The sequence below is a fragment of the Pseudomonas sp. IT-P176 genome (genome assembly GCF_949767245.1).
GTDB lineage: Bacteria > Pseudomonadota > Gammaproteobacteria > Pseudomonadales > Pseudomonadaceae > Aquipseudomonas.
Genome location: NZ_CATKPN010000090.1, coordinates 94,984 through 120,325, shown reverse-complemented (window position 1 = coordinate 120,325; position 25,342 = coordinate 94,984). Strand labels below are relative to the sequence as shown.

The window sequence follows — 25,342 nt, the reverse complement described above, 5'->3', positions numbered from 1 at the left end:
GCGTGACGGTGGGATCGGTCCAGCCAGGCGGATTACTTGATGCGCTGCCCCGGCTTGGCGCCGCTGTCCGGGCTCAACAGGTAGATCTCTGCGCCGCCAGGACCGGCTGCCATGACCATGCCTTCGGAGATACCGAAGCGCATTTTACGTGGCTTGAGGTTGGCGATCATCATGGTCAGGCGACCTTCGAGCTTGGCCGGGTCCGGGTAGGCACTCTTGATGCCCGAGAACACGTTGCGTTGCTCATCACCGATGTCCAGGGTCAGGCGCAACAATTTGTCCGCACCTTCCACAGCTTCGGCCTTGAGGATCAGGGCGACGCGCAGGTCGACGGCGGCAAAGGCGTCGAACTCGATCTCGGCCGACAGTGGGTCCTTGGCCAGCTCACCGTTGCCTTGTGGGGCCGCGGTGCCGGTGTCGGTCTGGCTGGCCGCGAGGTCTTCTTTCGAAGCGTCGGTCATGGCCTGGACCTTGACCGGGTCGATCCGGGTCATCAGCGGCTTGAACTCGTTCAACTGATGGTTGGCGAGCAAGGTCGCGTGGTCGTTCCAGGTCAGCGGCGCGACGTTGAGGAACGCCTCGGCGTCGGCGGCCAGCAACGGCAGGACTGGCTTGAGGAAGATCACCAGTTGGCGGAACAGGTTGACGCCGGTGGCGCAGATCGCCTGGACTTCTTCCTGCTTGCCTTCCTGCTTGTTCAGCGACCACGGCGCCTTATCGGCGATCCAGGCGTTGGCGCGGTCGGCCAAGCCCATGATTTCGCGCATGGCGCGGGCGAAGTCGCGGGCTTCATAGGCGTCGGCGATGCTCGGTGCAGCGGCCAGGAAGGCCTCGGTCAGCTCCGGCGCGGCGTTGGTGTCGACCAGCACGCCGGCATTGCCTTTGTGGATGAAACCGGCGCAGCGACTGGCAATGTTGACGACCTTGCCCACCAGGTCCGAATTGACCTTCTGCACGAAGTCTTCCAAGTTCAGGTCCAGGTCGTCGACACCACGGCCCAGCTTGGAGGCGTAGTAGTAACGCAGGTATTCCGGCGACAGGTGGTCCAGGTAGGTGCGGGCCTTGATGAAGGTGCCGCGCGATTTCGACATTTTCTGGCCGTTGACGGTCAGGTAGCCGTGCACGTTGATCCCGGTCGGCTTGCGGTAGCCCGCGCCCTCGAGCATGGCTGGCCAGAACAGGGCGTGGAAATTGACAATGTCCTTGCCGATGAAATGGTACAGCTCGGCGGTGGAGTCCTTGGCCCAGTACGCGTCGAAGTCCAGCTCGGGACGACGGGCACACAGGTTCTTGAAGCTCGCCATGTAGCCGATGGGGGCATCCAGCCAGACGTAGAAGTACTTGCCTGGCTCGTCTGGGATCTCGAAGCCGAAGTACGGCGCATCGCGGGAGATGTCCCACTGTTGCAGGCCGACATCCAGCCATTCGGCGATCTTGTTCGCTACAGCGTCCTGCAGGGTGCCGCTGCGGGTCCAGGTCTGGAGCATCTGCTGGAAGTCCGGCAGCTTGAAGAAGAAGTGCTGGGAATCCTTGAGCACCGGGGTGGCGCCAGAGATCGCCGACTTCGGATCCTTCAGGTCGGTGGGCGCATAGGTGGCGCCGCATTTTTCGCAGTTGTCGCCGTACTGGTCTTCGGTGCCACATTTCGGGCAGGTGCCCTTGATGAAGCGGTCGGCCAGGAACATTTGCTTTTGCGGGTCGAAATACTGGGTGATCGAACGCGTGGCAATGTGCCCGGCGTCACGCAGCTTGAGGTAGATCTGGCTCGACAGCTCACGGTTTTCTTCGGCGTGAGTGGAGTGGAAGTTGTCGAAGTCCACCAGGAACTCGGCAAAGTCGGCGCTGTGTTCGGCCTGGACGTTGGCGATCAGTTGTTCCGGGGTGATCCCCTCTTTTTCTGCCCGCAGCATGATGGCCGAACCGTGGGCGTCGTCCGCGCAGACGTAAGTGCATTGATTGCCGCGATGCTTCTGGAAGCGCACCCACATATCGGTCTGGATGTACTCAAGCATATGGCCAAGGTGGATTGAACCATTGGCATAGGGCAGGGCGCTGGTGACGAGGATCTTGCGTGGCTCGGACATGGGGCTCGGCTACTTGATGAAACGGAGGTCGGCCACTATAAAGCGCTGGCGCAGAATTTTCACCCCGTGTGGTTGTTTCCTCCGATGATTGAATAAGGGGGGCCGCGAAAAGATCAGAACAGGTAGGATAGTCGCCTGTTTTTCCAGACTTGTTATCGGAGTTGCCCATGAGCGCCGTCAATCGCGCAGCGGTGGAAGCCGTCCTTCGCCAGTACACCGACCCTTACCTGAACCAGGATCCGATCAGCGCCGGTTGCCTGCGCGGCATCGATATCCAGGGTGATCGCGTCAGCGTCCAGCTGGAACTGGGTTACGCCGCCGGCCTGTTCAAGAACGGCTGGGCACAGATGCTGCAGATGGCGATCGAAGGCCTGGACGGCGTGACGTCGGCCAAGGTCGAGATCACCACGCGGATTGCTGCGCACAAGGCCCAGGCACAGATCCCGGGCCTGGCCAACGTCAAGAACGTGGTGGCGGTGGCGTCCGGCAAGGGCGGGGTGGGCAAGTCCACCACGGCCGCGAACCTGGCCCTGGCCCTGGCCCGTGAAGGCGCCCGGGTGGGCATTCTCGATGCCGATATCTACGGCCCGAGCCAAGGCATCATGTTCGGTATCGCCGAGGGCACCCGGCCCAAGGTCAAGGACCAGAAATGGTTCGTGCCGATCGAGTCCCATGGGGTCGAGGTGATGTCCATGGCGTTCCTCACCGATGACAACACGCCGATGGTCTGGCGCGGGCCGATGGTCTCCGGTGCCCTGTTGCAATTGGTCACCCAGACCGCCTGGGGTGACCTGGACTACCTGGTGATCGACATGCCGCCAGGCACCGGTGACATTCAACTGACCCTGGCGCAGAAAGTCCCGGTGGCGGGCGCGGTGATTGTCACCACCCCCCAGGACCTGGCACTGCTGGATGCGCGCAAAGGTGTCGAGATGTTCCGCAAGGTCAACATCCCGGTGCTGGGCGTGGTGGAAAACATGGCCGTGCACATCTGCTCCAACTGCGGTCATGCCGAGCATCTGTTCGGTGAAGGCGGTGGCGAGAAGCTCGCCAGCCAGTACGGCGTCGAACTGTTGGCGTCGTTGCCATTGTCGATGGTGATTCGCGAGCAGGCTGACGGTGGCAAACCAACCGTGATCGCCGAGCCGGACAGCCAGATCGCCATGGTCTACCAGGAGCTGGCGCGTCACGTTGGTGCACGGATTGTATTGCAGGAAGCTTTGACGCCGGCGATGCCGAATATCAGCGTCAGCGACGACTAATAAGCTGAAATACGAATCCCTGTAGGAGCGAGCCTGCTCGCGATGGTGTATCAGTCGACACCGCGGTGCCTGACACACCTTCGCGAGCAGGCTCGCTCCTACAGTTGTTCTTTGTCGCGTCTTAGATCCGCAACCCGCCATCCATTTCCAGGATACGCCCGGTGTAGTAGTCATTTTCGAAGATATAGGCCGCCGAATGGGCGATCTCTTCGGGCTTGCCCATGCGCTTGAGTGGAATCCCTGCGGTCATTTTTTCCAGGGCTTCGGGCTTCATGCCCAGGGTCATTTCGGTTTCGATGAACCCCGGGGCGATGCCCGCGACACGGATGCCGTAGCGCGCCAGTTCCCGCGCCCAGGTCACAGTGGCCGCGGCGACACCGGCCTTGGCGGCGGAGTAGTTGGTCTGGCCAACGTTGCCGGCGCGGGAAATCGACGAAATGTTGATGATCGCGCCGGATGATTTGAGCTCGATCATCTTCGCTGCCACCTCGCGGGTGCACAGGAACACGCCCGTCAGGTTGACGTCGATCACTGCCTGCCACTGGGCCAGGCTCATTTTGCTCATCTCGCCGTCCTTGACCTTGACCAGCAGGCCGTCACGCAGGATCCCGGCATTGTTGATCAGGCCATGGATCGCGCCGAAGTCTTCGGCCACCTGGCTCACCATGTGGCACACCTGCTCTTCATTGGCGACGTTGCACAGGTAGGCGCGGGCTTGGACACCGGCCGCCTGGCACGCGGCGACTGCCTGGTCGAGCTTGTCCTGGTTGAGGTCGACCAGGGCCAGTTTCGCGCCCTTGGCGGCGAAATACTCGGCCATGGAGCGGCCTAAACCCTGGCAACCGCCAGTGATAATGATTACTTTGTCAGTGAGTTGCATTCGCATGCCCCAGTTGCAGGTCGAAGTGGTTTCCTCGTAGAGGGCCTCCCGATCTGCGCCTGACGTGGCTAGGCTGCACATGAGAATTGCCCCCGATGGCATCGCTGGAACTTTCTCCAGGAGCCTGTCCGTTTTTTCGACGGATTCTATATAAGGAGTCATAAATTGAGCGTTGAAGCTGCCAAGCATGCCCGAGAATTGCTGCTCAAGGAATACCGTGGAGTGCTCTCGACCCTCTCCAAGGCGATGCCCGGTTTCCCGTTCGGCTCAGTGGTTCCTTACTGCCTGGACGAGCAGGGCCGGCCGCTGATCCTGATCAGCCGGATCGCCCAGCACACCCACAACCTGCAAAAAGACCCGAAATGCTCGCTGCTGGTGGGGGAGCGTGAGGCCGAGGACGTCCAGGCCGTTGGTCGCCTGACCTACCTGGCCGAGGCGCAAAAGCTCGAAGACCCGGCAGCGATCGAAGCAGCGGCGGGACGCTACTATCGTTATTTTCCGGACTCGGCTAATTACCACCAGGCCCATGACTTCGACTTCTGGGTGCTCAACCCGGTGCGTCATCGCTACATCGGCGGTTTTGGCGCGATTCACTGGGTCGACCAGTTGACCCTGGCCAACCCCTTCGCCGGCAAGGCCGAAGTGAGCATGGTCGAGCACATGAACGCCGATCACGCCAAGGCCATCGCCCATTACGTGGAACTGGCCGGCTTGCCGAAGACCGCACCGGCAGAACTGGCGGGCATCGATACCGAAGGCATGCACCTGCGCATTGGCCAGGCGCTGTACTGGCTGCCGTTCCCGCAGGTCTGCAATACGCCGACACAAGTACGCGAAGCCTTGGTTTTACTGGTTCACGCCGAGCATTGGCCAACAAATGCAGTCAGCGAGGCTTGAAATCACGAAACGGCGACGTCATCTAAGGCTTACTTGCAAGGCATTCTTGCGTTGAGGAACCATTTGATGCGCCCTTTCTTATTGCTCTTTCTGCTGTTTCCGGTGCTGGAGCTGTTCGTATTCGTCAAGGTCAGCGCTGCTATCGGGTTTTTCCCGGCACTGCTGTTGATTATTCTCGGCTCGATGCTCGGCGTGTTCGTGCTGCGTATCGCCGGCCTGGCGACCGCATTGCGGGCCCGTGAAAGCCTGAACCGGGGCGAGTTGCCCGCGCAGACCATGATCGAAGGCCTGATGCTGGCCCTGGGTGGCGGTCTGTTGATCGTGCCGGGTTTTGTCAGCAGCGTGCTGGGCCTGATCATGATGCTGCCGCTGACCCGTCGCCTGCTGGCCAATAAAATGCGCCAGCGCGCCGAAGAGCAGGCGATTCGCCAGCGTGCCTTCGCCGACGACCTGCAACCGCGTGGCGGCCCGGTTCCGCGTGAGCCTTTGGGCCGCGAGCCGAACGTGATCGAAGGCGAGTTCGAACACCGCGACTCCAAGTAACTGCAACATAGACACGGCACCTGCGGGTGCCGTGTGCGTTTCGGCGGCCACTGAAGTAAAAAATTTCGCTGTGCTGCCCTTGTAATAAGCTTGCGCGCCCTTATGTAACGGTCACCGCAAGGTTTCTGGTGATGCTCACCAGACAGACTTCCGCGACTCGCTCGACGAGTCGCAACCGGCACCGCCGGAAATTAACCCCGCCGGGACTACACCGGCCGCTGAAACTACAATTAGGAGAGATCGACAATGAAGCTTCGTCCTCTGCATGACCGCGTCGTCATCCGTCGCAGCGAAGAAGAAAAGAAAACCGCCGGCGGTATCGTTCTGCCAGGTTCGGCTGCTGAAAAAGCCAACAGCGGCGAGATCCTCGCTGTGGGTACCGGCCGCGTGCTGGACAACGGTGAAGTGCGTGCGCTGGCCGTGAAAGTGGGTGACAAGGTTGTGTTCGGCCCGTACTCGGGCAGCAACACCGTGAAAGTCGACGGCGAAGACCTGTTGGTAATGGCTGAGAACGAGATTCTCGCTGTTATCGAAGGCTAAGACCCCTCGTTCATTTTCCCGCGACTACTCAAGTATTTAAGGAATATCGATCATGGCTGCTAAAGAAGTTAAATTCGGCGATTCCGCCCGTAAGAAAATGCTCGCCGGTGTTAACGTCCTGGCTGACGCAGTAAAAGCGACCCTGGGCCCTAAAGGCCGTAACGTGATCATCGAGAAGAGCTTCGGCGCTCCGACCATCACCAAGGACGGCGTTTCCGTTGCCAAAGAAATCGAGCTGAAAGATCGCTTCGAAAACATGGGCGCGCAGCTGGTCAAAGACGTTGCCTCCCGTGCCAACGATGACGCAGGCGACGGCACCACTACCGCTACCGTTCTGGCTCAATCGATCGTCAACGAAGGCCTGAAAGCCGTCGCTGCCGGCATGAACCCGATGGACCTCAAGCGCGGTATCGACAAAGCGACCATCGCGATCGTCAAAGAGCTGAAGTCCCTGTCCAAGCCTTGCGCTGACACCAAGGCCATCGCTCAGGTCGGCACCATCTCGGCCAACTCCGACAGCTCCATCGGCGACATCATTGCCGAAGCCATGGAAAAAGTCGGTAAAGAAGGCGTGATCACCGTTGAAGAAGGCTCGGGCCTGGAAAACGAACTGTCGGTTGTTGAAGGCATGCAGTTCGACCGTGGCTACCTGTCCCCGTACTTCGTCAACAAGCCAGAGACCATGACTGCCGAGCTGGACGGTCCGCTGATCCTGCTGGTCGACAAAAAGATCTCGAACATCCGCGAAATGCTGCCAGTCCTGGAAGCCGTTGCCAAAGCCGGCCGTCCACTGCTGATCGTGGCTGAAGACGTTGAAGGCGAAGCCCTGGCGACTCTGGTTGTGAACAACATGCGTGGCATCGTTAAAGTCGCAGCCGTCAAGGCTCCAGGCTTCGGCGACCGTCGCAAGGCCATGCTGCAGGACATCGCCGTCCTGACCGGCGGTACCGTTATCTCCGAAGAGATCGGTCTGAGCCTGGAAAGCACTACCCTGGAACACCTGGGTAATGCCAAGCGCGTGATCCTGTCCAAAGAAAACACCACCGTGATCGACGGCGCTGGCGTTGAGGCTGACATCCAGGCTCGCGTTCTGCAGATCCGCCAGCAAGTGGCTGACACTTCGTCCGACTACGACCGTGAAAAACTGCAAGAGCGCCTGGCCAAGCTGTCCGGCGGCGTTGCAGTGATCAAGGTTGGCGCTGGCTCCGAAGTTGAAATGAAAGAGAAGAAAGCCCGCGTTGAAGACGCCCTGCACGCTACCCGTGCAGCCGTTGAAGAAGGCGTGGTACCTGGCGGTGGCGTGGCACTGGTTCGCGCCCTGCAAGCCATCAGCGAACTGAAAGGCGACAACGCCGATCAGGACGTCGGTATCGCTCTGCTGCGTCGCGCCGTTGAAGCACCACTGCGCCAGATCGTTGCCAACTCCGGCGACGAGCCAAGCGTAGTAGTCGACAAGGTCAAGCAAGGCTCGGGTAACTTCGGTTACAACGCAGCGACCGGCGAATACGGCGACATGATCGAAATGGGTATCCTGGACCCGGCCAAAGTGACTCGTTCGGCTCTGCAAGCGGCTTCGTCGATTGCCAGCCTGATGATCACCACCGAAGCCATGATCGCTGAGATCAAGGAAGACGCACCAGCTGGCGGCGGCATGCCAGACATGGGCGGTATGGGCGGCATGGGCGGCATGATGTAAGCCAGCCTTACCCCGTACGAGCTACACCTGTAAAAAACCCCGCCTGCGCAAGCCGGCGGGGTTTTTTATTGCCCCTCTTATCAGGCGTTGACGGCCTGGGCCTTGCCGGCCGGCTCGACCTTGCTCGCCGGTCGATACAGCACGTAGTAATACGCGCCCAGGCAAATCAGCCAGCAAAACACCGCCGTCCACACGTTGTGCGAGAAAAAGTGTGCGCCCTGCATCATGCGGCTGACGGAAAATACCGTGCCCAGGCCAAACGCAAAGAGAAAGGCCGCGCGGGCCAGTTTCGGGCGCCGGTCGCGCAACACGAAAAACAGCGCAAACAAGGCAAACCCGGTGGCTGCATGACCGCCGGGCCAGCAACGTCCCGGTTTGTCAGTGGCCGGACGCGGGCTGAGCAGTTCGCTGTAGGTTTCCTTGCCACCGAACTCCTTCAGGCTCCACGGGCACTGCACGGCGGTCACGGCCTTGACCGGCGTGACAAACGCCGTGGCCAGGCCCAGCGACAGCACCAGGCAGCCCAGTTCGCGCTTGAACGGCTTGAGCCGGGCGACGAAGAACGAACCGGCAAACCCGATCACCGCCAGCACCGAGAAAGCGATGACCACTTGCTTGGCCCGGTCATGCAGGATGTTTTCCAGGAAGTAGCTGTGGCGACCGATAAACCCTCCGCCATCGGGGTCGTAGAACAACTGGGTCAGGCTCATGTCCAGGGACGTCAGCTCAAGCAGCAGCAGAGCGGTCGCCACGACGGCGGGGATCCCCAGGCAGAGCCATGCATTCAAGGGGCGGGAGGCGGGGCGCGAAAGGGTCAGTGACATCGGGCGATCCTGAGGGTGTGGATTGGTCCTGCGGCGAGCAGCGCAGCAGTCTGGGCCCGCTCGCGTAGGCCTGGTGTGAATAGCGGGTGAAAAATTCGTGAGTGGTTTTTGCCCGAGTTTGCCCCGGCAGACAACTCTGGCCCTGAACCCCGCTTGGCCTTAAGCTGCGCGAGCCAAGACGGCCGTTACTGTGTACGGAGCAAATGCCCATGCGAATTCTATTGGTTGAAGACAACCGCGATATCCTTGCCAACCTGGCGGATTACCTGGGGCTCAAAGGCTATACCGTGGATTGTGCGCAGGACGGCTTGTCGGGTCTGCACCTGGCGGCCACCGAGCATTACGACCTGATCGTGCTCGACATCATGCTGCCCGGCATCGACGGCTACACCCTGTGCAAGCGCCTGCGCGAAGATGCCCGGCGTGATACTCCGGTGATCATGCTGACCGCCCGTGACCAATTGGATGACCGGCTGCAGGGCTTCAAGTCCGGCGCCGACGACTACCTGATCAAACCCTTTGCCCTGTCTGAACTGGCCGCGCGCATCGAAGCAGTGATGCGCCGCACCCAGGGCGGGGGGCGGCGTGCCTTGCAGGTCGGCGACCTCAGTTATGACCTGGACACGCTCGAAGTTACCCGCGAAGGGCGCCTGCTGAAACTCAACCCGGTCGGCCTCAAGCTGCTGGCGGTGCTGATGCAGAAGAGCCCCCATGTGCTGCGCCGCGAAATTCTCGAAGAAGCCTTGTGGGGCGATGATTGCCCGGACAGCGACAGCCTGCGCAGTCATGTCCACCAGTTGCGCCAGGTGATCGACAAACCCTTTGCCAAGCCGTTGCTGCAGACCGTGCATGGTGTCGGTTATCGCTTGGCCGAGGGACGTGATGGAGTTTAGACAGAGCCTTGCCCAGCGGATCATCATCGCCTTTGCGCTGATGAGTGCGCTGGTGGCGGGGGCATTTGCCATGGGCATCGTGGCCACCGTGCACCTGGTCGAAGAAAAACTGATTTCCGCCGGCCTCGGAGGCGATCTGCAGCGTTTGCTGTTGATGGACAACATGTCTGAGTGGAGCCACCGGCCGGAGCCCGACCAGTTGTTCTATTTCAGTGGCGGCCCGGGTGACTTCGAATTACCCAAGGACTTGCGGCACTTGGATGCGGGTTTCCACGAGGTGTTTCGCGAGCAACTGTCGTACCACGCGATGGTGGAAATCGTCGACGGTCGGCATTACGTGCTGCTGCAGGACCAGAGCGATTTCGAGGAGCGCGAGCGCGTGCTGTTTGCCGTGGTGCTGGTCGGCTTCGTGTTGAGCCTGGCGTTGGCGGTGTTCCTCGGCTGGGTCCTGGCGCGCAAGGTGATGGCGCCGGTGGTGCGCCTGGCCCGTCAGGTCCGGCACCGCGATCAACTGCTTGGCCTGGCCCCACCCCTGGCCCCGGACTATGCCGCCGATGAAGTCGGCGAGTTGGCAGTGGCCTTCGATGCGACCCTGGGCCGGCTGCGCCAGGCACTGAACCGCGAACGGCTGTTTACCAGCGATGTCAGTCATGAGTTGCGCACACCGTTGATGGTCCTCGCCAGTTCCTGCGAACTGCTGCTGGAAAACCCCGGTATCGACCAGCGCGGTCGCGCCCAGGTCGAGCGCATTGCACGCGCCTGCGAGGAGATGCGCGAGCTGGTCCAGACCTTCCTGATGCTCGCCCGCGCCCAGCATGAAGCGGCTGGCATGTCGCCGCAGATGACCTTGCAGCAAGTGGCCGAGGATCTGCTCGGCCTGTGGCGCGAGCCGATTGAGGCCAAGGGCCTGCAATTGATCCATGAGCCCGGCCAGCCGCTGCCGATGCGCTACAACGCGACCTTGTTGCACGCGGTCATGGGCAACCTGTTACGCAACGCCGTGCACTACACCGACAGCGGGTTCATCCGCTTGACCCTGTTGCCCAACGGATTTCTGGTGGAGGACAGCGGGGTGGGCATTCCCGAGGAAAAACGCGAGGCGATGTTCGAACCCTTTGTCCGAGGCACGGAAAATCGTGGCGAAGGCCTGGGGCTGGGCCTGTCGCTGGTACAGCGAATTTGTGAAAACCAGGGCTGGAGCGTCAGCCTCACTACCCGTGAGCCGAGCGGTTGCCGGTTTCAGGTCGAACTGTGCCGGATGAGCGACTGAGGCCCTGCGGCGGCGGGGTCTGTAGGCTTTTTCTTACGTTGGCGTGGGTGCATACTGAAATTGAAGGTGTAAAATTCTGTAATACTTAAGGGCTTTTCCTAACGAAATTTTCACAACTGGATGACCTGAAACTCACACCCTGATCCCTAAGGTGGCTGTCATCAGTTCTGGAGACATGATGATGGACGACCCGATCAAACTCGAATTTTCCGAGAAGTACGACGACGAACACGCCCAGCGTTATCTGCGCAAGCACAAGGACGGTCTTGGCCGTCAACTGTCGCACAAGCGTGATTTGCAACTGGCGCGCACCGCACTCAAGCGTGTCGGTGAGCCGGGCCTGGTCCTTGACCTGCCCTGCGGTGCCGGTCGTTTCTGGCCGATGCTGGCGGAAAAATCCAATCGGGTGATCATTGGTGCCGACAACTCTGCCTCGATGGTCAAGATCGCCACCCAGGCCCAACCGGCCAATGTGGTGGAACGGGTACGACCTTTGCAGACCTCTGCATTCGACATCGCACTGCCCGACAATTCCGTAGACAGCATTTTCTGCATGCGTTTGCTTCACCACATCGGCGAGGCCGAGCATCGCCTGGCTATCTTGCGCGAATTCCAGCGGGTCACCCGTGACAGCGTCATCCTGTCGTTGTGGGTCGACGGCAATTTCAAGGCCTGGAAACGTAAGCGTGCTGAAAAAGAACGTGCGCAGGAGGGTTACCAGAACCGCTTTGTGTTACCGGCCGCTACGGTAGAAGCCGAATTTGAGCAAGCCGGTTTCCGTGTTCAGGAACATTTGGACTTCATTCCGCTCTACGCCATGTGGCGCGTTTATATTTTGCGAAAGAGGTAACAGCATGGCAGTTCAACAGGTTTCGGATGCGCAGGACGCGCCTGAAGATCGCTTTGATTACTTCTGGAGCCAGCGTGGCGAATGGGTAGAAGAACCCAACGTCCGGCGTGGCGGGGAAAGTGGCGTCCAACGTATCCATGCACCTAATGGCCAACTGCTGTATGCCAAGCGCCAGACCGGGCATATCTACCGTAGCTGGTTGCACCCTTTCGGGCGCCCAACTGTGCTGCGCGAGCTGGATGCGCTGACGGGGCTGCACAAACTCAACGTGCGGGTACCGCAGATCGTCTTCTGTGGTGCGCAGCGCGATCCGGTGCATCAGTGGCGAGCGCTGCTGGTGACTCAGTCACTGGACGGCTTTGTCGAGATCGAAGACTGGTACGCCAGCGGCGGTCGCGAGCGTCACGGCGAGGCTTTCCATGAGCAGGTCCTGCAGGACCTTGCGCAGAACCTGGCGCGCATGCACAAGGGGCGTTGGCAACACAGCTGCTTGTACATCAAGCACATTTTTGTCCGGGTGACCGGTGAGGGGGCAACGGCCAAGGCCGAGATCGCACTGCTGGATCTGGAGAAGTGCCGACAGCGTCTGTTGAGCACCCAGGCGGCGGCTCACGACATGAAGCAGTTGCGTCGCCACTCGTCGTGGAACGCGGCAGATTGGGACAAACTCGTCTATTTTTATAAGACGGCGTTTGGCAGCGCTATCAAAGGTTTATAGCGATGAAACTAGAAATTGCTCGAGGTTTGTTTCTAATAGGAGCCTTGGCAGTTGCTTCATTGGCGGTGGCGGCTTGGGAGCAGCCCCGCACGCAGGTCCTCAGTGCTGCGCATGGTGACGCGCATTGCCCATTGCCACGGGTGGCGAAAGCCACCGCGGCAGTCCATCCCGACAATGATCTGCTGTTGTTCATGTTCGGCATGGCCCAGGGAATGAGACCGCAAAGTTGAAAACGATGAAGCCCAAATAAAAGGCCTCGCAATTGCGAGGCCTTTTTTATGCGTGTCTGATTCCCGATCACGTGGGTTCGGGTGCCTTGTCCGGTTTGGCCAGCAGGGTGTAGACGCAGGGCAGCACGAACAGGGTGAACAGGGTGCCGATGGACATCCCGGTGGCAATCACCATACCGATATCAAACCGGCTGACGGCCCCTGCACCTGTGGCAATGATCAACGGCAGCATGCCGAACACCATGGCCGCGGTGGTCATCAGTACCGGACGCAGGCGGATGGCGGCGGCTTCCTCGACCGCCTCGCGTGGTGACAGGCCCTTGTCCTTGCGCAACTGGTTGGCAAATTCGACGATCAGGATCCCGTGCTTGCTGATCAGCCCGATCAGGGTCACCAGCCCCACCTGGGTATAGATGTTCATGCTCGACCAGCCCAGGAACAGCGGGATCAACGCGCCGCAGATCGACAGCGGCACGGTCACCAGGATCACTAGCGGATCGCGGAAGCTCTCGAACTGCGCAGCCAGCACCAGGAAAATGATCGCCAGCGCCAGGGCAAAGGTCACCCACAACGCACTGCCTTCCTGCACGAACTGGCGGGAGGCGCCGGCGTAATCGAACGCATAGCCCGGCGGCGCTTCTTCCAGGGCGATCTGGTGCACGGTTTCAATCGCCTCGCCCATGCTGACCACCGGGAAGCCCGAGAGGATCGCCGAGTTCAGTTGCTGGAACTGGTTCAGTTGCCGCGGACGGGCCCGGTCCTTGACCGTGATCAGGGTCGACAGGGCAAGCAGTTCGCCCTGGGCATTCTTCACGTAATAGTTGTTCAGCCAGTCCGGGTTATCGCGATAGGCCCGCTCCACTTGGGCGATCACCTTGTAGCTGCGACCTTCGATGGTGAACCGGTTGATTTCAGCCTCGGCCAGCAAGGTCGCCAAGGTCGTGCCCAGGTCGAGCATGGACACGCCCATCTGTGCGGCCTTGGCGCGGTCGATGTCGACCACCACTTCCGGCTTGTCGAAGGCCAGATCGATATCGACGAAGGCGAACTTGCCGGACTCCAGCGCGCGTTTTTTCACCCGGTCGACCACCGCCAGCAGCGACTCGTAGTCATTGGCGGTGTTGATCACGAACTGGAAGGGCAAGCCTTCCCCGGTGCCGGGCAGCGACGGCAGGTTAAAACCGAAGATCTGCAGCCCGGGGATGCGTGACAGCTTGCTCTGGACCTCCGGCAGGATCTCCATCTGGGTCCGGCTGCGCTCGTTCCATGGCTTGAGCAGGAAGCCGCCGATCCCCGATTGCACGCCGTTGAAGCCGTTGATCTGGAAGGAGGAGTAGTACTCGGGGAACTCTTTGAAAATGGTGATGAATTCGTCGGTATAGGAATTCAGGTACTCGAGGTTGGTCGGCTGCGGGGCATTGGCCATCATGAAAATGATGCCCTGGTCTTCGTCCGGCGCCAGTTCCGACTTGCTGAACTTGAGCAACACCGGAATCAGGCACAGCACGATCACCGCGAACACCAGCACCACCGGCCGGGTGTTGAGGGTGCCGTGCAACATGCTCTGGTAACGCCGCTTGAGCCTGTCGAACAACTGGTCGAGGCGGTGGGCCAGTCCGGACGGGTTCGGGTCGTGGCGCAGGAGCAGGGCGCACATCATGGGCGACAGGGTCAGGGCGACGATGCCGGAGATCACCACGGCGCCCGCCAGGGTCAGGGCGAACTCCTTGAACAGCGCCCCGGTCAGCCCCGTCAGGAAACCGATCGGCGCATACACGGCGGCCAGGGTGATGGTCATCGAGACCACCGGCATGGCGATTTCCCGCGCGCCTTCGAGCGCAGCGTCCAGCGGGGTCTTGCCTTCCTCGATATGGCGATGGATGTTCTCCACCACGACGATGGCGTCATCCACCACCAGGCCGATGGCCAGCACCATGGCCAGCAGGGTCAGCAGGTTGATCGAGTAGCCCATCAGTTGCATGAAGAACATCACGCCGATCATCGACAGCGGAATGGTCACCACCGGGATCACCACCGAACGCAAGGCACCGAGGAACAGGAACACCACGACAATCACGATCAGCACGGCTTCGAACAGGGTTTTCACCACCTCGTCGATCGAAGCCTGGATAAACAGCGTGGCGTCGTAGGCGATTTCCGCCTTGAGGTTGGGCGGTAGCTGGGACTCCAGCTCCGGCATCAGCTTGCGCACCTCCTTGATCACGTCCAGCGGGTTGGCCCCGGGTGTTGGCTTGATCCCGATGTACACCGAGGGCGTGCCGCCGAACGAACTGATGGTGTCGTAGTTCTCCGCGCCCATTTCCACACGGGCCACGTCGCTGAGCAGCACCCGGCTGTCGCCATCGACTTTCAGCGGGATCTGGCCGAAGGCTTCGGCGGTTTTCAGTTCGGTGTTGGCGTTGACGCTGGTGACCACGTACTCGCCCTTGACCTCACCGGCGGCCGACAGAAAGTTGTACTGGCGCACCGCGCTGGTCACGTCGCTGGCGCTCAAGCCAAAACCGGCAAGCTTGACCGGGTCCAGCCACAGGCGCATGGCAAAGACCTGGTTGCCGAGGATCTCGGCTTCAGCCATGCCGGGCAGGGTCGCGAGCTTGGGCTGGATCACGCGCGACAGGTAGTCGGTGATCTGCGGGTTATTCAACTCCTTGCTGAAGAAGCTGATGTACATCAGCACCGAGGCGTCCGCCGCCTCCTTGCTCAGCACCGGGTCTTCGGCGTCTTGCGGCAGCTTGTTCTTGACCTCGTTGGCCTTGGCCAGCAACTCGGTGAACAACCGGTCGCTGTTGGAACCGATGCGCGCGTAGATCGAGATCACCGAGAAGTTCTGGCGGCTGACCGAGGTCATGTAGTCGATGCCTTCGGCACTCGCCAGGCTCTGTTGCAGGGGCTGGGTGATGTAGCCCTGGATGGTCTCGGCGTTGGCCCCGGGGTACGCCGTGGTGACCGTGATCAGCGCGTTCTCCATCTGGGGATACTGGCGCAGCGGCAGCTTGCTCCAGGCCTGGAAGCCCAGCAGCACGATCAACAGGCTGACCACGGTAGCGAGCACCGGGCGACGGATGAACGGGTCGGTAAAAGCCATGGGGATTCCTTGATCAGTCAGCGCGTGGCTGGCTGTTCTGTTCGGCCGGCAGGTTTTTGTCCGGGCTGATGACGATGTGCATGCCGTTTTCGAGTTTGATCTGCCCGGCGCTGATGACCTGCTCGCCGTCCTTCACGCCTTTGTTGATCAGAACCAGGCCATCCCGGCGTTCGCCGGTTTCGATGAACCGCCGTTCGGCGACCAGCACTGGCTGGTCCTCGTGGTCTTTTTCGAGATTGCCCTCGGCGTCCTTTTTCTGCGCGACGACGTACAGCGAGTTGCCATACAGGGTGTAGGTCACTGCACTTTCCGGGACCACGATTTTTGCCTCCGGGTCCGGCATCAGCACCTGCAGGCTGGCGAACATGCCCGGCAGCAATTTGCCATCGGGGTTGGCCAGGGTGGCGCGCACCAGCACGTTACGGGTGCTGTTCTCGACCTTGGGGTTGATGGCGCTGATGGTGCCGGGGAAGGTCTGTCCGGTGTAGGCGGAGACGCCAACGTTGACTGGCTGGCCCTTGGCGATCTTCGGCAGCACCTGTTCCGGTACGTAGAAGTCCACATACAAGCTGCTGAGGTCTTGCAGGGTGGCGATCACCGTGCCGCTGGCGAGATAGTCGCCGACGTCGACCTGGCGAATGCCGATGGTGCCGCTGAACGGCGCGACAATGTGCTTTTTCGCCAGCGAGGCCTTGAGTTGATTGACCGTGGCCTTGTTCTTGGCCAGTTGCGCGCTGAGGCGGTCGAACTCACCCTTGGAAATAGCGCTGCTGCCCACCAGTTGGCTGCCGCGGCCGTAGTCCAGTTGCGCCAGGCCGAGGTCGGCCTTGGCGGTCTCCAGCAGGGCGCTTTCGACGGCGCTGTCGAGCTGGATGAGCGGCTGCCCGACCTTGACCTGTTGCCCGGATTGGAACTGCACGTCAGTAACGGTACCGGCGACCTCCAGGCTCAGGTCGACCCCCTGCAGCGCCTTGAGGGTGCCCACGGTGGGCAGGCGAACCTGCCACGGACGTTCGCTGGCGCTGGCCACGGCGACGCTCTCCGGCGGCTTTGGCGCAGCGAAGGTCTGGATCATCTGATAGATGGAGAAGGCCTTGTAGCCCCCCAGCATCAGCACGATCAACAGCACAACCCCCAACATGATCAGCATGCGGCGACGCAGCATATTCCACTTCCTTGGAAAAAAATCAGGCGAGACAGGCGGCACATTACTCCCTGTGTGCCTGTGATTCCATATGTGTCGGGTCAGCCCTGACCGCTGTAGGCATCAGACCAAATGCAAATGGTTGTCCCAGAGCCCTGCCGGCAATTCCAGGGGCTGGGCCATCAGCGGTGCCTTGCGGCAATCATAAAAACGGCAACGACCCTGGCCCGAGGTCACGACAAAACCATCGGCTACCGCGCCGACCCCGGCGCAATCGGGCAGCGGGGCATCAAGCTGCACTTCGCCGCTGTCCAGGTCCCAGATGAAAAACCGGTTGCCCCGTGGCGCGGTCAACGCCACCAGGCGCAGTTCACTGTGGACCGCGACACTGGCGGTGTAGTGCCCCATGGCTTGCAACTGGTGCTCATCGACCGGGAAGGCGACGAAGGGCTGGCCGGGACGCTTGATGGCCAGCAGTTCGGACGACTCGTGGGCGGCGCCCATGAATTGCTGGCCAGTGACGATGGTGCCATCGCTGGCGATGCCCATATGCCGCACGCTGTTCATCTGCTGGGCCAGGGTTTCCTTGCTCAACAGGGTGCCGTCGCGCTGCATCAGCACCAGGCTGGGTGCCATGGCGTCGAGGTTCATTTCGACCCGGCTTTCGGCCTCGGTGCGAATCCCGCCGTTGGCCACCACCAGCGTTTCACCGTCGGGCATCCAGGAGACCTGGTGCGGGCCGATGCCGTGGGTGGAAATCTCGCCGCTGTGCACCAGGCGCTCGCCCTCGAAACGGTACACCCCGAGCAGGCCGCGGCCCGGGTCGGTGGTGTCGTTTTCGGTGGCGTACAGCCATTCGCCATCCTTGTGGATTACCGCGTGGCCGTAGAAGTGCCGGTTCGCTTGCGAAACCACGGTTTGCAGCAACCTGCCGTCGCGCAGGTCCACCAGGTAGCTTTCGGTCCCTGGTCGCCGGGCGACGAACAGGGCGATCGGCAACTCGGGGTGATTGATGATGTCGTGGCAGCGCTGGCCGACTTCGGTGGCGAACACTCGAGTGCCGTCCAGCCGATAGCCGACGGCGTAGTGCTTGCCGTCACTGTCATCGCGGGCTGAAAGCAGCAAAGGGCCGTGATCCTTTTGCTTGAACAGCTTCCAGCCGCCCAGCGTCACCGCGCCCAGCAACAAACTGCCGAAAGTCAGAGCCTGGCGTCGCAGCATGGAGCTAACCCTCATCAGTCACCGTCGTTGGCGTTGAAGCCCAGTTGGATGCCCAGCGCCTTGGCCAGTTCGCCTTCGTGCAGGCGATGGACGACGTTGAGGCTGTCGTAGAGATCGTTGAGTTGCTGGCGGCCGGCATCGTCACCGAGCATTTCGGTCAGCGAGCTCTGGTTGCTGTCGAACAGCTTCAGCGACGCGGCATAGGCGGCGTCGATCTTGTCTGCCAACGGCTTTTGCTCGGCGGGCAGCAGGCCACGCAGCCCTTTGTTGTCGACACCAACCCAAACGGTTTGTGCGGCGCTGAGGCTGGCCCGCAGGCTAGGCAGCGACGACTGGCTACGCCAGGCATCAGCCTGGAACGGTTGGGGAATGCCCTTGGTCTGGCGGCCCATTGGCGTGCCGAGTTTTTTCTTCAGGGTATCCAGCGCAGTCACTTGGGCGCGCAGCAGGTCGGCGATGGCTTCGTGGGAGTCCGCGTACCGCTGGTTGGGGAACTTGGTCATCTGCGCCAGCATGCCGTCGGTGCTGTTCCAGCTGGCGAGGATTTCTTCGGCCAGCAGTTTCTGCCGTTCGCCAATGGCGGTCAGCAGCGGGCAGTAGCGGGCTTTCTGCGCGGCGTCGGCAACGTTGCTCTTGGCGTCGAACAGAATGTACTCGTAGGCCGACAAGCCCTGGACCACCACGCTGGATTTAGCCAGTGCCGCGGCATCGATCTGCGGCTGGGCGCTAAGCAATTGCTCGACCTGGCGTCCGACCAGGTTCTTCTTGTCCGGCCAGAACTGGATCTGCCAGGAGCGGTTGCCCTCGGCCAGCGGACCGACCAGCAACGGCTGCAGTTCGGCCCAGGCTTTTTGTGCGTGGAGGAAGTCGGCGCGGGCGGTGGCCAGGTCTGACTTGCCTTCGCAGTAGGACAGGGCGCTGACCGCCAATTGGCGATCGGCGTCGACCCAACGGCTGTAGGTCGGCAGGATCACTTGCTTGGCGATGGCCGCCGAGGTAACCGCTTGTGGGTCCTGGGGCGCGCAGGCACCGAGGGCGAGGGCGGCAAGGCTGGTGAACAACAACTTGGGACGAAACATGTCGGGCTCCCTATGTGTATGGGGCAAAGCAAATGGGATAGGCGTTCAAAGCGAATTCAAAAAGGCCAGCAGCGACGCGCGCTGCTCGGCACTGAAAGCTAAAACCTGTTGCTGCGCCGCTGAAGCTTCCCCACCGTGCCAGAGCACGGCTTCGAGCAGGTTGCGGGCGCGGCCGTCATGCAGGAACTGGGTGTGGCCGCTGACCGTCTGCGTCAGGCCAATGCCCCACAGCGGCGGGGTGCGCCAGTCGCGACCGGAGGCCTGGAACTCGGTACGGTTATCCGCCAGGCCTTCACCCATGTCATGCAGCAGCAGATCGCTGTAGGGGCGAATCACTTGATTGGCCAACTCGGGTTCGGCGGCAGTGGCGGCGGTGGTGAATTTGGGGGTGTGGCACGACTGGCAGCCGGCCTGGAAAAACAGGTTCTTGCCGGCCAGCACCTGGGCGTCGTTGACGTCGCGGCGGGCCGGTACGCCGAGGTTGCGGCTGTAGAACAGCACCAGGCGCAGGATGTTGTCGCTGACTTCCGGCTCGCCATCGGGGCCATTGCCGTTGGGCGCGTGCAAGCAGTCGGTCTGGGTTGCGGTGCAGTCATCGAAAGGCCTGAGGCTGGTGGTCAGGCCCATATCACCAGAAAACGCGTGAACATTTTGTTGATTGAGGTTCGGTTGCCCGGCTTTCCAGCCAAAACGCCCCAGCACGGTTTTTTGCTGCGCGTCGTCCCAGACCAGGTTCGGCCGGCCCTTGATGCCGTCACGGTTGTTGTCCTGCGGGTCGGCGTTGGCCAGGATCGCCGCATCGGGGATGGCTTCCAGCAGGCCGAGGCCGATCATCGGCGGGGCCACCCGCGCGGAAAACCGTGTGTCCGGGTGCATCGGGCCATAGCCCAGTTGGCTGATCTGCAGGCTGGGCTTGCGCAGTTCGACGGTGCTGCCGTCCTTGAATTGCACAACCACCGGGGTGTATTCGACCCGGACCTTGCCCTCCGGTGTGACACCGGGGACCGCCATGTCCTGGAACTGCCCACCGTAGACCGGCTCGGGGACTACTCCGACCTGCTCGATCAGCTTGGCGTAGGCCGGCGCATCGGGAATCGACAGGCGCACCAGCATCGAGACCGAGTTCTCGGCATCCGGCGCCGGAGGGTGGCCACGACCGTCCTTGATGTGGCAATTCTGGCAGCCGTTGGTATTGAACAGCGGGCCCAGGCCGTCACGGGCGGTGGTCGTCGAGGGGGCGGTGACCCACGGGCTGCGGAAAAAACTGTTGCCGACACTGAAATCCAGCCGCCTTGTCGGCGAGAGATTGGCCGACGGCAGGGAAAACGCGTTCTGGTCGCTCTTGCGCACGGTTGCCGCGCCCCCGGAGCGGGCTTCACCGGGTTCTGCCTCGGTAAACCGCGGGGCGTCATCGCAGGCACTCAGGCCCAGGGCCAGTAGCAGTGCAGACAAGCGAAGAGGCAGCGAGGGCATCGGTTATCCAGAAAGGCGAGCAAAACAGGGCGCAAAGTCTAACAGGGCAGGGGAATTTGAATAAGAGGAATTATCGTTTGGTTGCTTGGGGGAGTGCCCGACCTCGTCGGACAACGCCGTACATATGCACCCCCCAAGGGATTTATCGAAGGGGCAGGATGCAGAACACTCCGTCACCGTAGAGTTTCCCCATGCTGAATGAATACGTACCGCCTTCCCTCCTCAACGAGCAGTTGAACTCCCGAGACAGCGCTGGGCAGTCCAGTTTGCGCCAGCAACTATCGGATCTGGACGTCCAGGTCACTGAGCGCTTTCAGACACAGCCGGTTTTCCATGGGTTCGTGCAGCACCACTTCGATCAGGACTTTGCCGAACTGGCGTCCCCTCTGGATCTTCGGCACAGCTATGTCCAGTCCCGAGAAAAAACGCCCACGACATCCTCGGCTACTGATGACGCGCAGCCGCTGTCACTGATGCCCAGTCTGATGGATGCTGCCGTGCAGCGCATCGTCAGTGGTGAGGCGGCGAGTTATGCCAGTCGGCAGACTGATTTCTACCATGTGCCCAAGGCCGGTGGCGCCACTGAACGCTTTTCGGCGCTCAAGGCCCAGGCATTCGATGGGTTTCTCGATCGATTGGCCGACGGGTTGCTGGTGCAATACCCCTTGTATCTGCAGCGCTACTGGGACACGCCTTTGAGCCCCACAGACAACCGAACCCACAAACAGTGGCTGGAGGAGGTCAGGCTCACGCATCTGAAAACCGAGTTTGAGCTGCTCAGGTGCGATGAGCTCCTCAGCCCCAACGCGCAAACGCTGTTCGACAAACTGCTGCGTTATCCGGATGCCGCGGCCCGCCAGGCGCTGCCGGGCTATCGTCCGTGTGTCTATGGTTTGGCACTCAAACAGGGCGAGGCACCTGCGATCCAGATGCAGGGCGCCTTTATCCTCACTTCGCGTAACCCGCAGGACTCGCAGACCGGTTGGGAGATCGATGCCCGCGCGCCTGCGGTTCGACCCATCGAACCGACTGCAAATGTCGGGTGGGTTCTGTTGTTCTCCCAAATGCAGGGCTTTGAAGAGTTCGACTCGCTGGCCAGCCTTGATCGTGAGTTGCACCGTCGCCTGGGGCACGGCGTCGAGTTCGCCAGCTTGCTGGAGATGATTGCCGACAACGATCACGAGCGCGTACTGGCCCTGCATCGTGTTGCGCCGGTTGGCGACCAGATGCTTTATCTGGAGCGACTGGACTCGCCTTTCACATTCGGTATCGAGTCACAGTGCCGGTTGATCCAGCAAAATGTTGCCTCGACCATCGCCCGCTACCAGGCGATGGGTATCCACGCCGAGATGGCCAACTTGCCTCGTGCGCTGGACCGAGTGACCGATTTGCGGCGCGCGTTCACGATCGATGCGGTACTGCAGGCCAGGAACAAAAAGCGTACGCAGGCACGACTGCGGGCTTTTCTCGCGGGAGCCTCGGTCGTCGACAAAGAGGTCTGGGCATCGGCGTTCACCCTCTATGGCCAGACGCTGGCCAATTTGTCGGACAGCGAAGGGCTGCCTTCCTTCAGTCAGTTCAGCGACCGGCGCTCGCTGTTGGCGTACAGCAATCGACAACTGCGCGTGGCGCTTGAGTCTGAACACGGATTGACGGTGAACCCGGATGACATCCTCGTCACCACTCGGGAGCCCGATGTGCCGCCAGTGACGTATGCGCCGGGTGCGCCTGCGTCCACCATTCGCGAGCCTGGGGGGGCGCAACGCAGATACCGTTCGCGGACCCTGACAGAGCTGGCCCTGGAGAATGTCGGGGGCCTGGACTTCAATTTCAGCAATTACTCTACGCTGACCGTGAAAGCCTCGAGCGGTGCGACGCCCAGCCGCATTACGCCGTCACCGAATATCAATCCCGCCGCGGGATTGCCCACCTATGACGGTTTGACGGTCGAACAAGTCAAAGACTTGGTGCGCAACCTGAATGTCGGCCAATCCTATCAAGATTTTTTGCAAGCCAACCTGATCACTTCCACGCAGGCTGCACTGCACAAACAGACTTTTGCCCAGCTCATGGCCCAGCAACTGCGCCTGGATGCCATCGAAGCCAAGATCAACGGTGATTTTTTACCGGATCGACTGGCGCGTGGATTCAATTGGGTGACCGTGGTGCTGGATCACCCTGTCGACAACGATCAGCGTGCTCCGGTCGAAGACCACCGGATTATCGTGCAGCACTTGAAGCTGCGTGGTCAGTTGGTTCGCGGCGTGTTGCTGTTTTGCACGTCGACCGCCGGCAGCGGCACCATTGTCGTGTATACGCCCCAGGCACCAGACGGGCGGGTGTTTCGGGAGTACCCCCGGGAGCACCTGATGAGAGACTTCATTCATAACAGCCAGTGGCGCGAATACCTGGTCGGGCGAGTGGAGTTGGCGTTCCAGCCCCAGGTCCGGGCTTCAGTGCAAGGGCGGGGGGATGTCTCCACGGTCAGCCTTGCGCGGATCGCGGATAACTTCTTCGAGGTGGGGTATGAAATTGAAGTCAGTTTCGCGATCAATGACGCGGCAGCCCAGACCACCACCACCGGGCAAACTGATATCGAGACCGGTCTGACGGTTGCTGGTATCGCGCTTGATGTGGTGACCATGGTTTTGCCGATCCGCGTAACACTGCCTATCGGCCTGGCCAGGAGTCTGTTTTCGCTTTTTAACGCCGTTGATGCGGCGAAAATCGCAGATCGGGAAGGTGTCGCCCATCACGTTGTCCGGGCATTGGGAGAGTTCGCCGGCGCTCTGGTGGATGGCGCAGTCGGGAAGGGGCTTGCAGGTGCCACACCCAAAGCGGTCCCAAGGCTGGCTTCAGGGGCGCGAAGATTGAATCCGCAAATGGCCCTGGGTAAAAAACCGCAGGCCCTCAGCCCGCTCCCCGGATGGGAGGGAAAAGGCATTTATTACAAGCTCTCGCCAGTCGATGGAGTCAAGCAGTACTTCCTCAATGACGGCCAACATTGGTACTCGATCCTGGATGAGGGATTTGAGCAAGCATGGCGTGTCAGGGATGCCCGCAAGCCGGTTCAGTACCACTATTCTCCGATCCGCCGGGATCGGGCTGGACAGTGGGAAATCGGCACGCACCCGGATGCGCCCGCCTTGGGAGGTTTTTCACCGGAGCGCGCACTCAGGGACCTTTATCCATTTCTTGACGAGTTCCAGGCCCGGCGTGTGTTTGAGTCCTTCGCGTTTCCTCCAGGGCGCGAAATCGAGTTCAGATTGAGCCTGGTTCATTACTTACGCACAGGGGGGGCGTTAGGCATTTTCGACACCTACCTGATCGTGAGCCCCGCGCGATTCCAGATGCGCCTCAGAGGTCTGGATTGGGCGAATGCATGGAGTGGCGGTGGTATTGTTGATCCGGCTGCTCGACCCATCGCCGTCGAGCCAGTCCCAGGCCCAAGTCGTCCACGTCCGGTAGAACCGATTCCTGGGCCAAACCAACCGGTGGTCGTGCCGTCACGCCCAGCCAGGCCTGCCAGCGAGCAGTTTGTCGATTGGGGGCAAACCCTGGATCCGGCTCATGTTCAGTTACAAGACCCGCAGATGGGCATCTATCGGCGTATCGGTGGCGATCCGCAATGGATCGGGCGTGACTACGTCAAGATTGATGAGCGCTATTTCCCTGTTCTACCTTCAGGCGCCGCGATCAATACCGGTGTCGTGCTGATGCATGATCCACAGATGCCCACCAACAGCTTTGTGGCGTTCGAGCGGATGCTCAGTACTGATCTCTACAGGCAGCCAAGATTGGCGACGTTCGAGCAATCACTGTCTCGATGGATGCATTCAATTGAGTTGCCTTTCATCAAATCACTGGTCGCTTATGTGGCGGACGCGTTCCCGACATTCACGTCAATCTCTCAGACGCAGGTTGCCAACATTCTGTTCAACCTGGGCAATCCTACAGGCCTGACGGTCTGGGGGGTTGCCGCCCTCCAGCGCACGCTGCAGGGCTGGCGTTCTTTATCAGCCCAAGCGCTGCCCGTGCTGGGCGCGCCGCTGTCCTTGCTCCCGGTCACTCACAAGACCGCAGGAGCATGGCGCCTGCAAAACTTTCCCGACTTGTACCACCGCCTGAATTTCAGTACGGATGGCGTCCCAGTGCTGATGCATGAGGCGGTGGTCTCGGGGACCGAAAGAGCGCTGAAGACGTTGATGGTCGAGCGGCTGGTGGGCAGCCGTTACGAAATGGTCGCGGGGTTCAACCAGCCGTCCGAACTGCTGTTCAGGCGTGCGGGTAGCGATCAGTTGTTTTGGATGACGTTGCGTAGAGCGTTGGGCGAGGTGGTTGAGGGCCCCCATGATGTGACACTGAGAGTTGACCTGATGGAGCCAGCGACTCGAACCCTGGTCAGCCAGGCGCAAGCCAGCAACCACTTGGTACAGTTGATCGGCGGCATTCATCTGCCGGCGGTGGGTGCCCAGGCGAATATCTTTGTTTTCCGGATCTGATCGGGCTCTACGTCGATCATGGTCGTGCACCTTAAAACGAGAAAAGCCCTGCAAGCGTGAGCCTGCAGGGCTTCTTGATCAGGCTGACCGGCTCATTAGCCCCGCGCGAGGCGGGGCATTTTCATGACGG

At 61.0% G+C, this 25,342-nt stretch carries 19 protein-coding genes; 11 read left to right on the top strand and 8 right to left on the bottom strand.

Annotation, left to right across the window (positions count from 1 at the left end; genetic code table 11):
* Nucleotides 1–32: 32 nt before the first annotated feature.
* The gene (gene metG, locus ACM6IP_RS23285) at nt 33–2,084 is read right to left on the bottom strand and encodes a methionine--tRNA ligase (RefSeq protein ID WP_095165897.1); all 2,052 of its coding nucleotides are present in this window, start codon (nt 2,082–2,084) and stop codon (nt 33–35) included.
* Nucleotides 2,085–2,251: 167 nt separating this feature from the next.
* Here metG and apbC point away from each other — a divergent pair, with 167 nt between their 5' ends.
* Nucleotides 2,252–3,346 (top strand): iron-sulfur cluster carrier protein ApbC, encoded by a 1,095-nt coding sequence (gene apbC, locus ACM6IP_RS23280; protein WP_095165895.1) that lies wholly within the window; start codon nt 2,252–2,254, stop codon nt 3,344–3,346.
* Between the two features lie 121 nt (nt 3,347–3,467).
* On the opposite strand, the gene ACM6IP_RS23275 is transcribed toward apbC, so the two are convergent.
* On the bottom strand, nt 3,468–4,226 hold the full coding sequence (locus ACM6IP_RS23275; RefSeq protein WP_095165893.1) for an SDR family oxidoreductase: 759 nt from the start codon (nt 4,224–4,226) through the stop codon (nt 3,468–3,470).
* Nucleotides 4,227–4,391: 165 nt separating this feature from the next.
* Between ACM6IP_RS23275 and ACM6IP_RS23270 the strand changes: the two genes are divergently transcribed.
* The 4 genes from ACM6IP_RS23270 to groL all read left to right on the top strand — a co-directional run bounded on the left by ACM6IP_RS23270 (nt 4,392) and on the right by groL (nt 7,902).
* Complete coding sequence (locus ACM6IP_RS23270; protein ID WP_414862351.1) at nt 4,392–5,123, top strand: HugZ family protein; 732 nt, start codon at nt 4,392–4,394, stop codon at nt 5,121–5,123.
* Nucleotides 5,124–5,189: 66 nt separating this feature from the next.
* Nucleotides 5,190–5,666: an FxsA family protein gene (locus tag ACM6IP_RS23265; RefSeq protein WP_095165889.1), complete on the top strand. Its 477-nt coding sequence runs from the start codon at nt 5,190–5,192 to the stop codon at nt 5,664–5,666.
* A gap of 246 nt (nt 5,667–5,912) precedes the next feature.
* The gene (locus ACM6IP_RS23260) at nt 5,913–6,206 is read left to right on the top strand and encodes a co-chaperone GroES (protein WP_019827816.1); all 294 of its coding nucleotides are present in this window, start codon (nt 5,913–5,915) and stop codon (nt 6,204–6,206) included.
* Between the two features lie 52 nt (nt 6,207–6,258).
* A complete protein-coding gene (gene groL, locus ACM6IP_RS23255) occupies nt 6,259–7,902 on the top strand; it encodes a chaperonin GroEL (protein ID WP_095165887.1) in 1,644 nt (547 codons plus the stop codon).
* A gap of 80 nt (nt 7,903–7,982) precedes the next feature.
* Here the strand turns inward: groL and ACM6IP_RS23250 are convergent, their stop codons facing one another.
* Nucleotides 7,983–8,726, bottom strand: coding sequence for a phosphatase PAP2 family protein (locus ACM6IP_RS23250; RefSeq protein WP_414862350.1), 744 nt, complete (start codon nt 8,724–8,726; stop codon nt 7,983–7,985).
* Nucleotides 8,727–8,935: 209 nt separating this feature from the next.
* On the opposite strand from ACM6IP_RS23250, the gene colR reads away from it, so the two are divergent.
* The 5 genes from colR (at nt 8,936) to ACM6IP_RS23225 (ending at nt 12,687) form a co-directional block, all read left to right on the top strand.
* Nucleotides 8,936–9,619, top strand: a complete 684-nt coding sequence (gene colR, locus ACM6IP_RS23245; protein ID WP_027619748.1) for a two-component system response regulator ColR — start codon at nt 8,936–8,938, stop codon at nt 9,617–9,619.
* On the top strand, nt 9,609–10,889 hold the full coding sequence (locus tag ACM6IP_RS23240; RefSeq protein WP_095165883.1) for a sensor histidine kinase: 1,281 nt from the start codon (nt 9,609–9,611) through the stop codon (nt 10,887–10,889). The genes colR and ACM6IP_RS23240 overlap by 11 nt, the downstream gene beginning before the upstream one ends.
* Before the next feature lie 181 nt (nt 10,890–11,070).
* A complete protein-coding gene (locus tag ACM6IP_RS23235) occupies nt 11,071–11,739 on the top strand; it encodes a class I SAM-dependent methyltransferase (RefSeq protein ID WP_095166136.1) in 669 nt (222 codons plus the stop codon).
* A 4-nt stretch (nt 11,740–11,743) separates the two neighbouring features.
* Nucleotides 11,744–12,457 (top strand): lipopolysaccharide kinase InaA family protein, encoded by a 714-nt coding sequence (locus tag ACM6IP_RS23230; protein ID WP_095165881.1) that lies wholly within the window; start codon nt 11,744–11,746, stop codon nt 12,455–12,457.
* A gap of 2 nt (nt 12,458–12,459) precedes the next feature.
* Entirely contained in the window at nt 12,460–12,687 is a 228-nt protein-coding gene (locus ACM6IP_RS23225; RefSeq protein WP_095165880.1) for a hypothetical protein, read from the top strand.
* 67 nt (nt 12,688–12,754) lie between these two features.
* Here the strand turns inward: ACM6IP_RS23225 and ACM6IP_RS23220 are convergent, their stop codons facing one another.
* The 5 genes from ACM6IP_RS23220 to ACM6IP_RS23200 all read right to left on the bottom strand — a co-directional run bounded on the left by ACM6IP_RS23220 (nt 12,755) and on the right by ACM6IP_RS23200 (nt 20,710).
* Entirely contained in the window at nt 12,755–15,793 is a 3,039-nt protein-coding gene (locus ACM6IP_RS23220; protein ID WP_095165878.1) for a multidrug efflux RND transporter permease subunit, read from the bottom strand.
* Nucleotides 15,794–15,806: 13 nt separating this feature from the next.
* The gene (locus ACM6IP_RS23215) at nt 15,807–16,958 is read right to left on the bottom strand and encodes an efflux RND transporter periplasmic adaptor subunit (protein WP_159997703.1); all 1,152 of its coding nucleotides are present in this window, start codon (nt 16,956–16,958) and stop codon (nt 15,807–15,809) included.
* A 102-nt stretch (nt 16,959–17,060) separates the two neighbouring features.
* Complete coding sequence (locus ACM6IP_RS23210; protein WP_095165875.1) at nt 17,061–18,158, bottom strand: DUF1513 domain-containing protein; 1,098 nt, start codon at nt 18,156–18,158, stop codon at nt 17,061–17,063.
* Nucleotides 18,159–18,172: 14 nt separating this feature from the next.
* Nucleotides 18,173–19,237 carry an imelysin family protein gene (locus ACM6IP_RS23205; protein ID WP_095165873.1) on the bottom strand — a complete coding sequence of 355 codons (1,065 nt, stop codon included), beginning with the start codon at nt 19,235–19,237 and terminating at the stop codon, nt 18,173–18,175.
* A gap of 45 nt (nt 19,238–19,282) precedes the next feature.
* Entirely contained in the window at nt 19,283–20,710 is a 1,428-nt protein-coding gene (locus ACM6IP_RS23200; protein WP_159997697.1) for a di-heme oxidoredictase family protein, read from the bottom strand.
* A gap of 191 nt (nt 20,711–20,901) precedes the next feature.
* Between ACM6IP_RS23200 and ACM6IP_RS23195 the strand changes: the two genes are divergently transcribed.
* Complete coding sequence (locus tag ACM6IP_RS23195; protein WP_414862349.1) at nt 20,902–25,212, top strand: dermonecrotic toxin domain-containing protein; 4,311 nt, start codon at nt 20,902–20,904, stop codon at nt 25,210–25,212.
* The last annotated feature ends 130 nt before the right edge of the window (nt 25,213–25,342 follow it).

Excerpts from the sequence above, each read along its gene's own strand:
- ACM6IP_RS23195 (WP_414862349.1), top strand. The coding sequence starts at position 20,902 with ATGCTGAATGAATACGTACCGCCTTCCCTCCTCAACGAGCAGTTGAAC.
- ACM6IP_RS23205 (WP_095165873.1), bottom strand. The coding sequence starts at position 19,237 with ATGTTTCGTCCCAAGTTGTTGTTCACCAGCCTTGCCGCCCTCGCCCTC.
- groL (WP_095165887.1), top strand. The coding sequence starts at position 6,259 with ATGGCTGCTAAAGAAGTTAAATTCGGCGATTCCGCCCGTAAGAAAATG.
- ACM6IP_RS23220 (WP_095165878.1), bottom strand. The coding sequence starts at position 15,793 with ATGGCTTTTACCGACCCGTTCATCCGTCGCCCGGTGCTCGCTACCGTG.
- ACM6IP_RS23260 (WP_019827816.1), top strand. The coding sequence starts at position 5,913 with ATGAAGCTTCGTCCTCTGCATGACCGCGTCGTCATCCGTCGCAGCGAA.
- ACM6IP_RS23265 (WP_095165889.1), top strand. The coding sequence starts at position 5,190 with ATGCGCCCTTTCTTATTGCTCTTTCTGCTGTTTCCGGTGCTGGAGCTG.
- ACM6IP_RS23210 (WP_095165875.1), bottom strand. The coding sequence starts at position 18,158 with ATGCTGCGACGCCAGGCTCTGACTTTCGGCAGTTTGTTGCTGGGCGCG.
- ACM6IP_RS23200 (WP_159997697.1), bottom strand. The coding sequence starts at position 20,710 with ATGCCCTCGCTGCCTCTTCGCTTGTCTGCACTGCTACTGGCCCTGGGC.
- metG (WP_095165897.1), bottom strand. The coding sequence starts at position 2,084 with ATGTCCGAGCCACGCAAGATCCTCGTCACCAGCGCCCTGCCCTATGCC.
- colR (WP_027619748.1), top strand. The coding sequence starts at position 8,936 with ATGCGAATTCTATTGGTTGAAGACAACCGCGATATCCTTGCCAACCTG.
- apbC (WP_095165895.1), top strand. The coding sequence starts at position 2,252 with ATGAGCGCCGTCAATCGCGCAGCGGTGGAAGCCGTCCTTCGCCAGTAC.
- ACM6IP_RS23215 (WP_159997703.1), bottom strand. The coding sequence starts at position 16,958 with ATGCTGCGTCGCCGCATGCTGATCATGTTGGGGGTTGTGCTGTTGATC.
- ACM6IP_RS23240 (WP_095165883.1), top strand. The coding sequence starts at position 9,609 with ATGGAGTTTAGACAGAGCCTTGCCCAGCGGATCATCATCGCCTTTGCG.
- ACM6IP_RS23275 (WP_095165893.1), bottom strand. The coding sequence starts at position 4,226 with ATGCAACTCACTGACAAAGTAATCATTATCACTGGCGGTTGCCAGGGT.
- ACM6IP_RS23225 (WP_095165880.1), top strand. The coding sequence starts at position 12,460 with ATGAAACTAGAAATTGCTCGAGGTTTGTTTCTAATAGGAGCCTTGGCA.
- ACM6IP_RS23250 (WP_414862350.1), bottom strand. The coding sequence starts at position 8,726 with ATGTCACTGACCCTTTCGCGCCCCGCCTCCCGCCCCTTGAATGCATGG.
- ACM6IP_RS23230 (WP_095165881.1), top strand. The coding sequence starts at position 11,744 with ATGGCAGTTCAACAGGTTTCGGATGCGCAGGACGCGCCTGAAGATCGC.
- ACM6IP_RS23235 (WP_095166136.1), top strand. The coding sequence starts at position 11,071 with ATGGACGACCCGATCAAACTCGAATTTTCCGAGAAGTACGACGACGAA.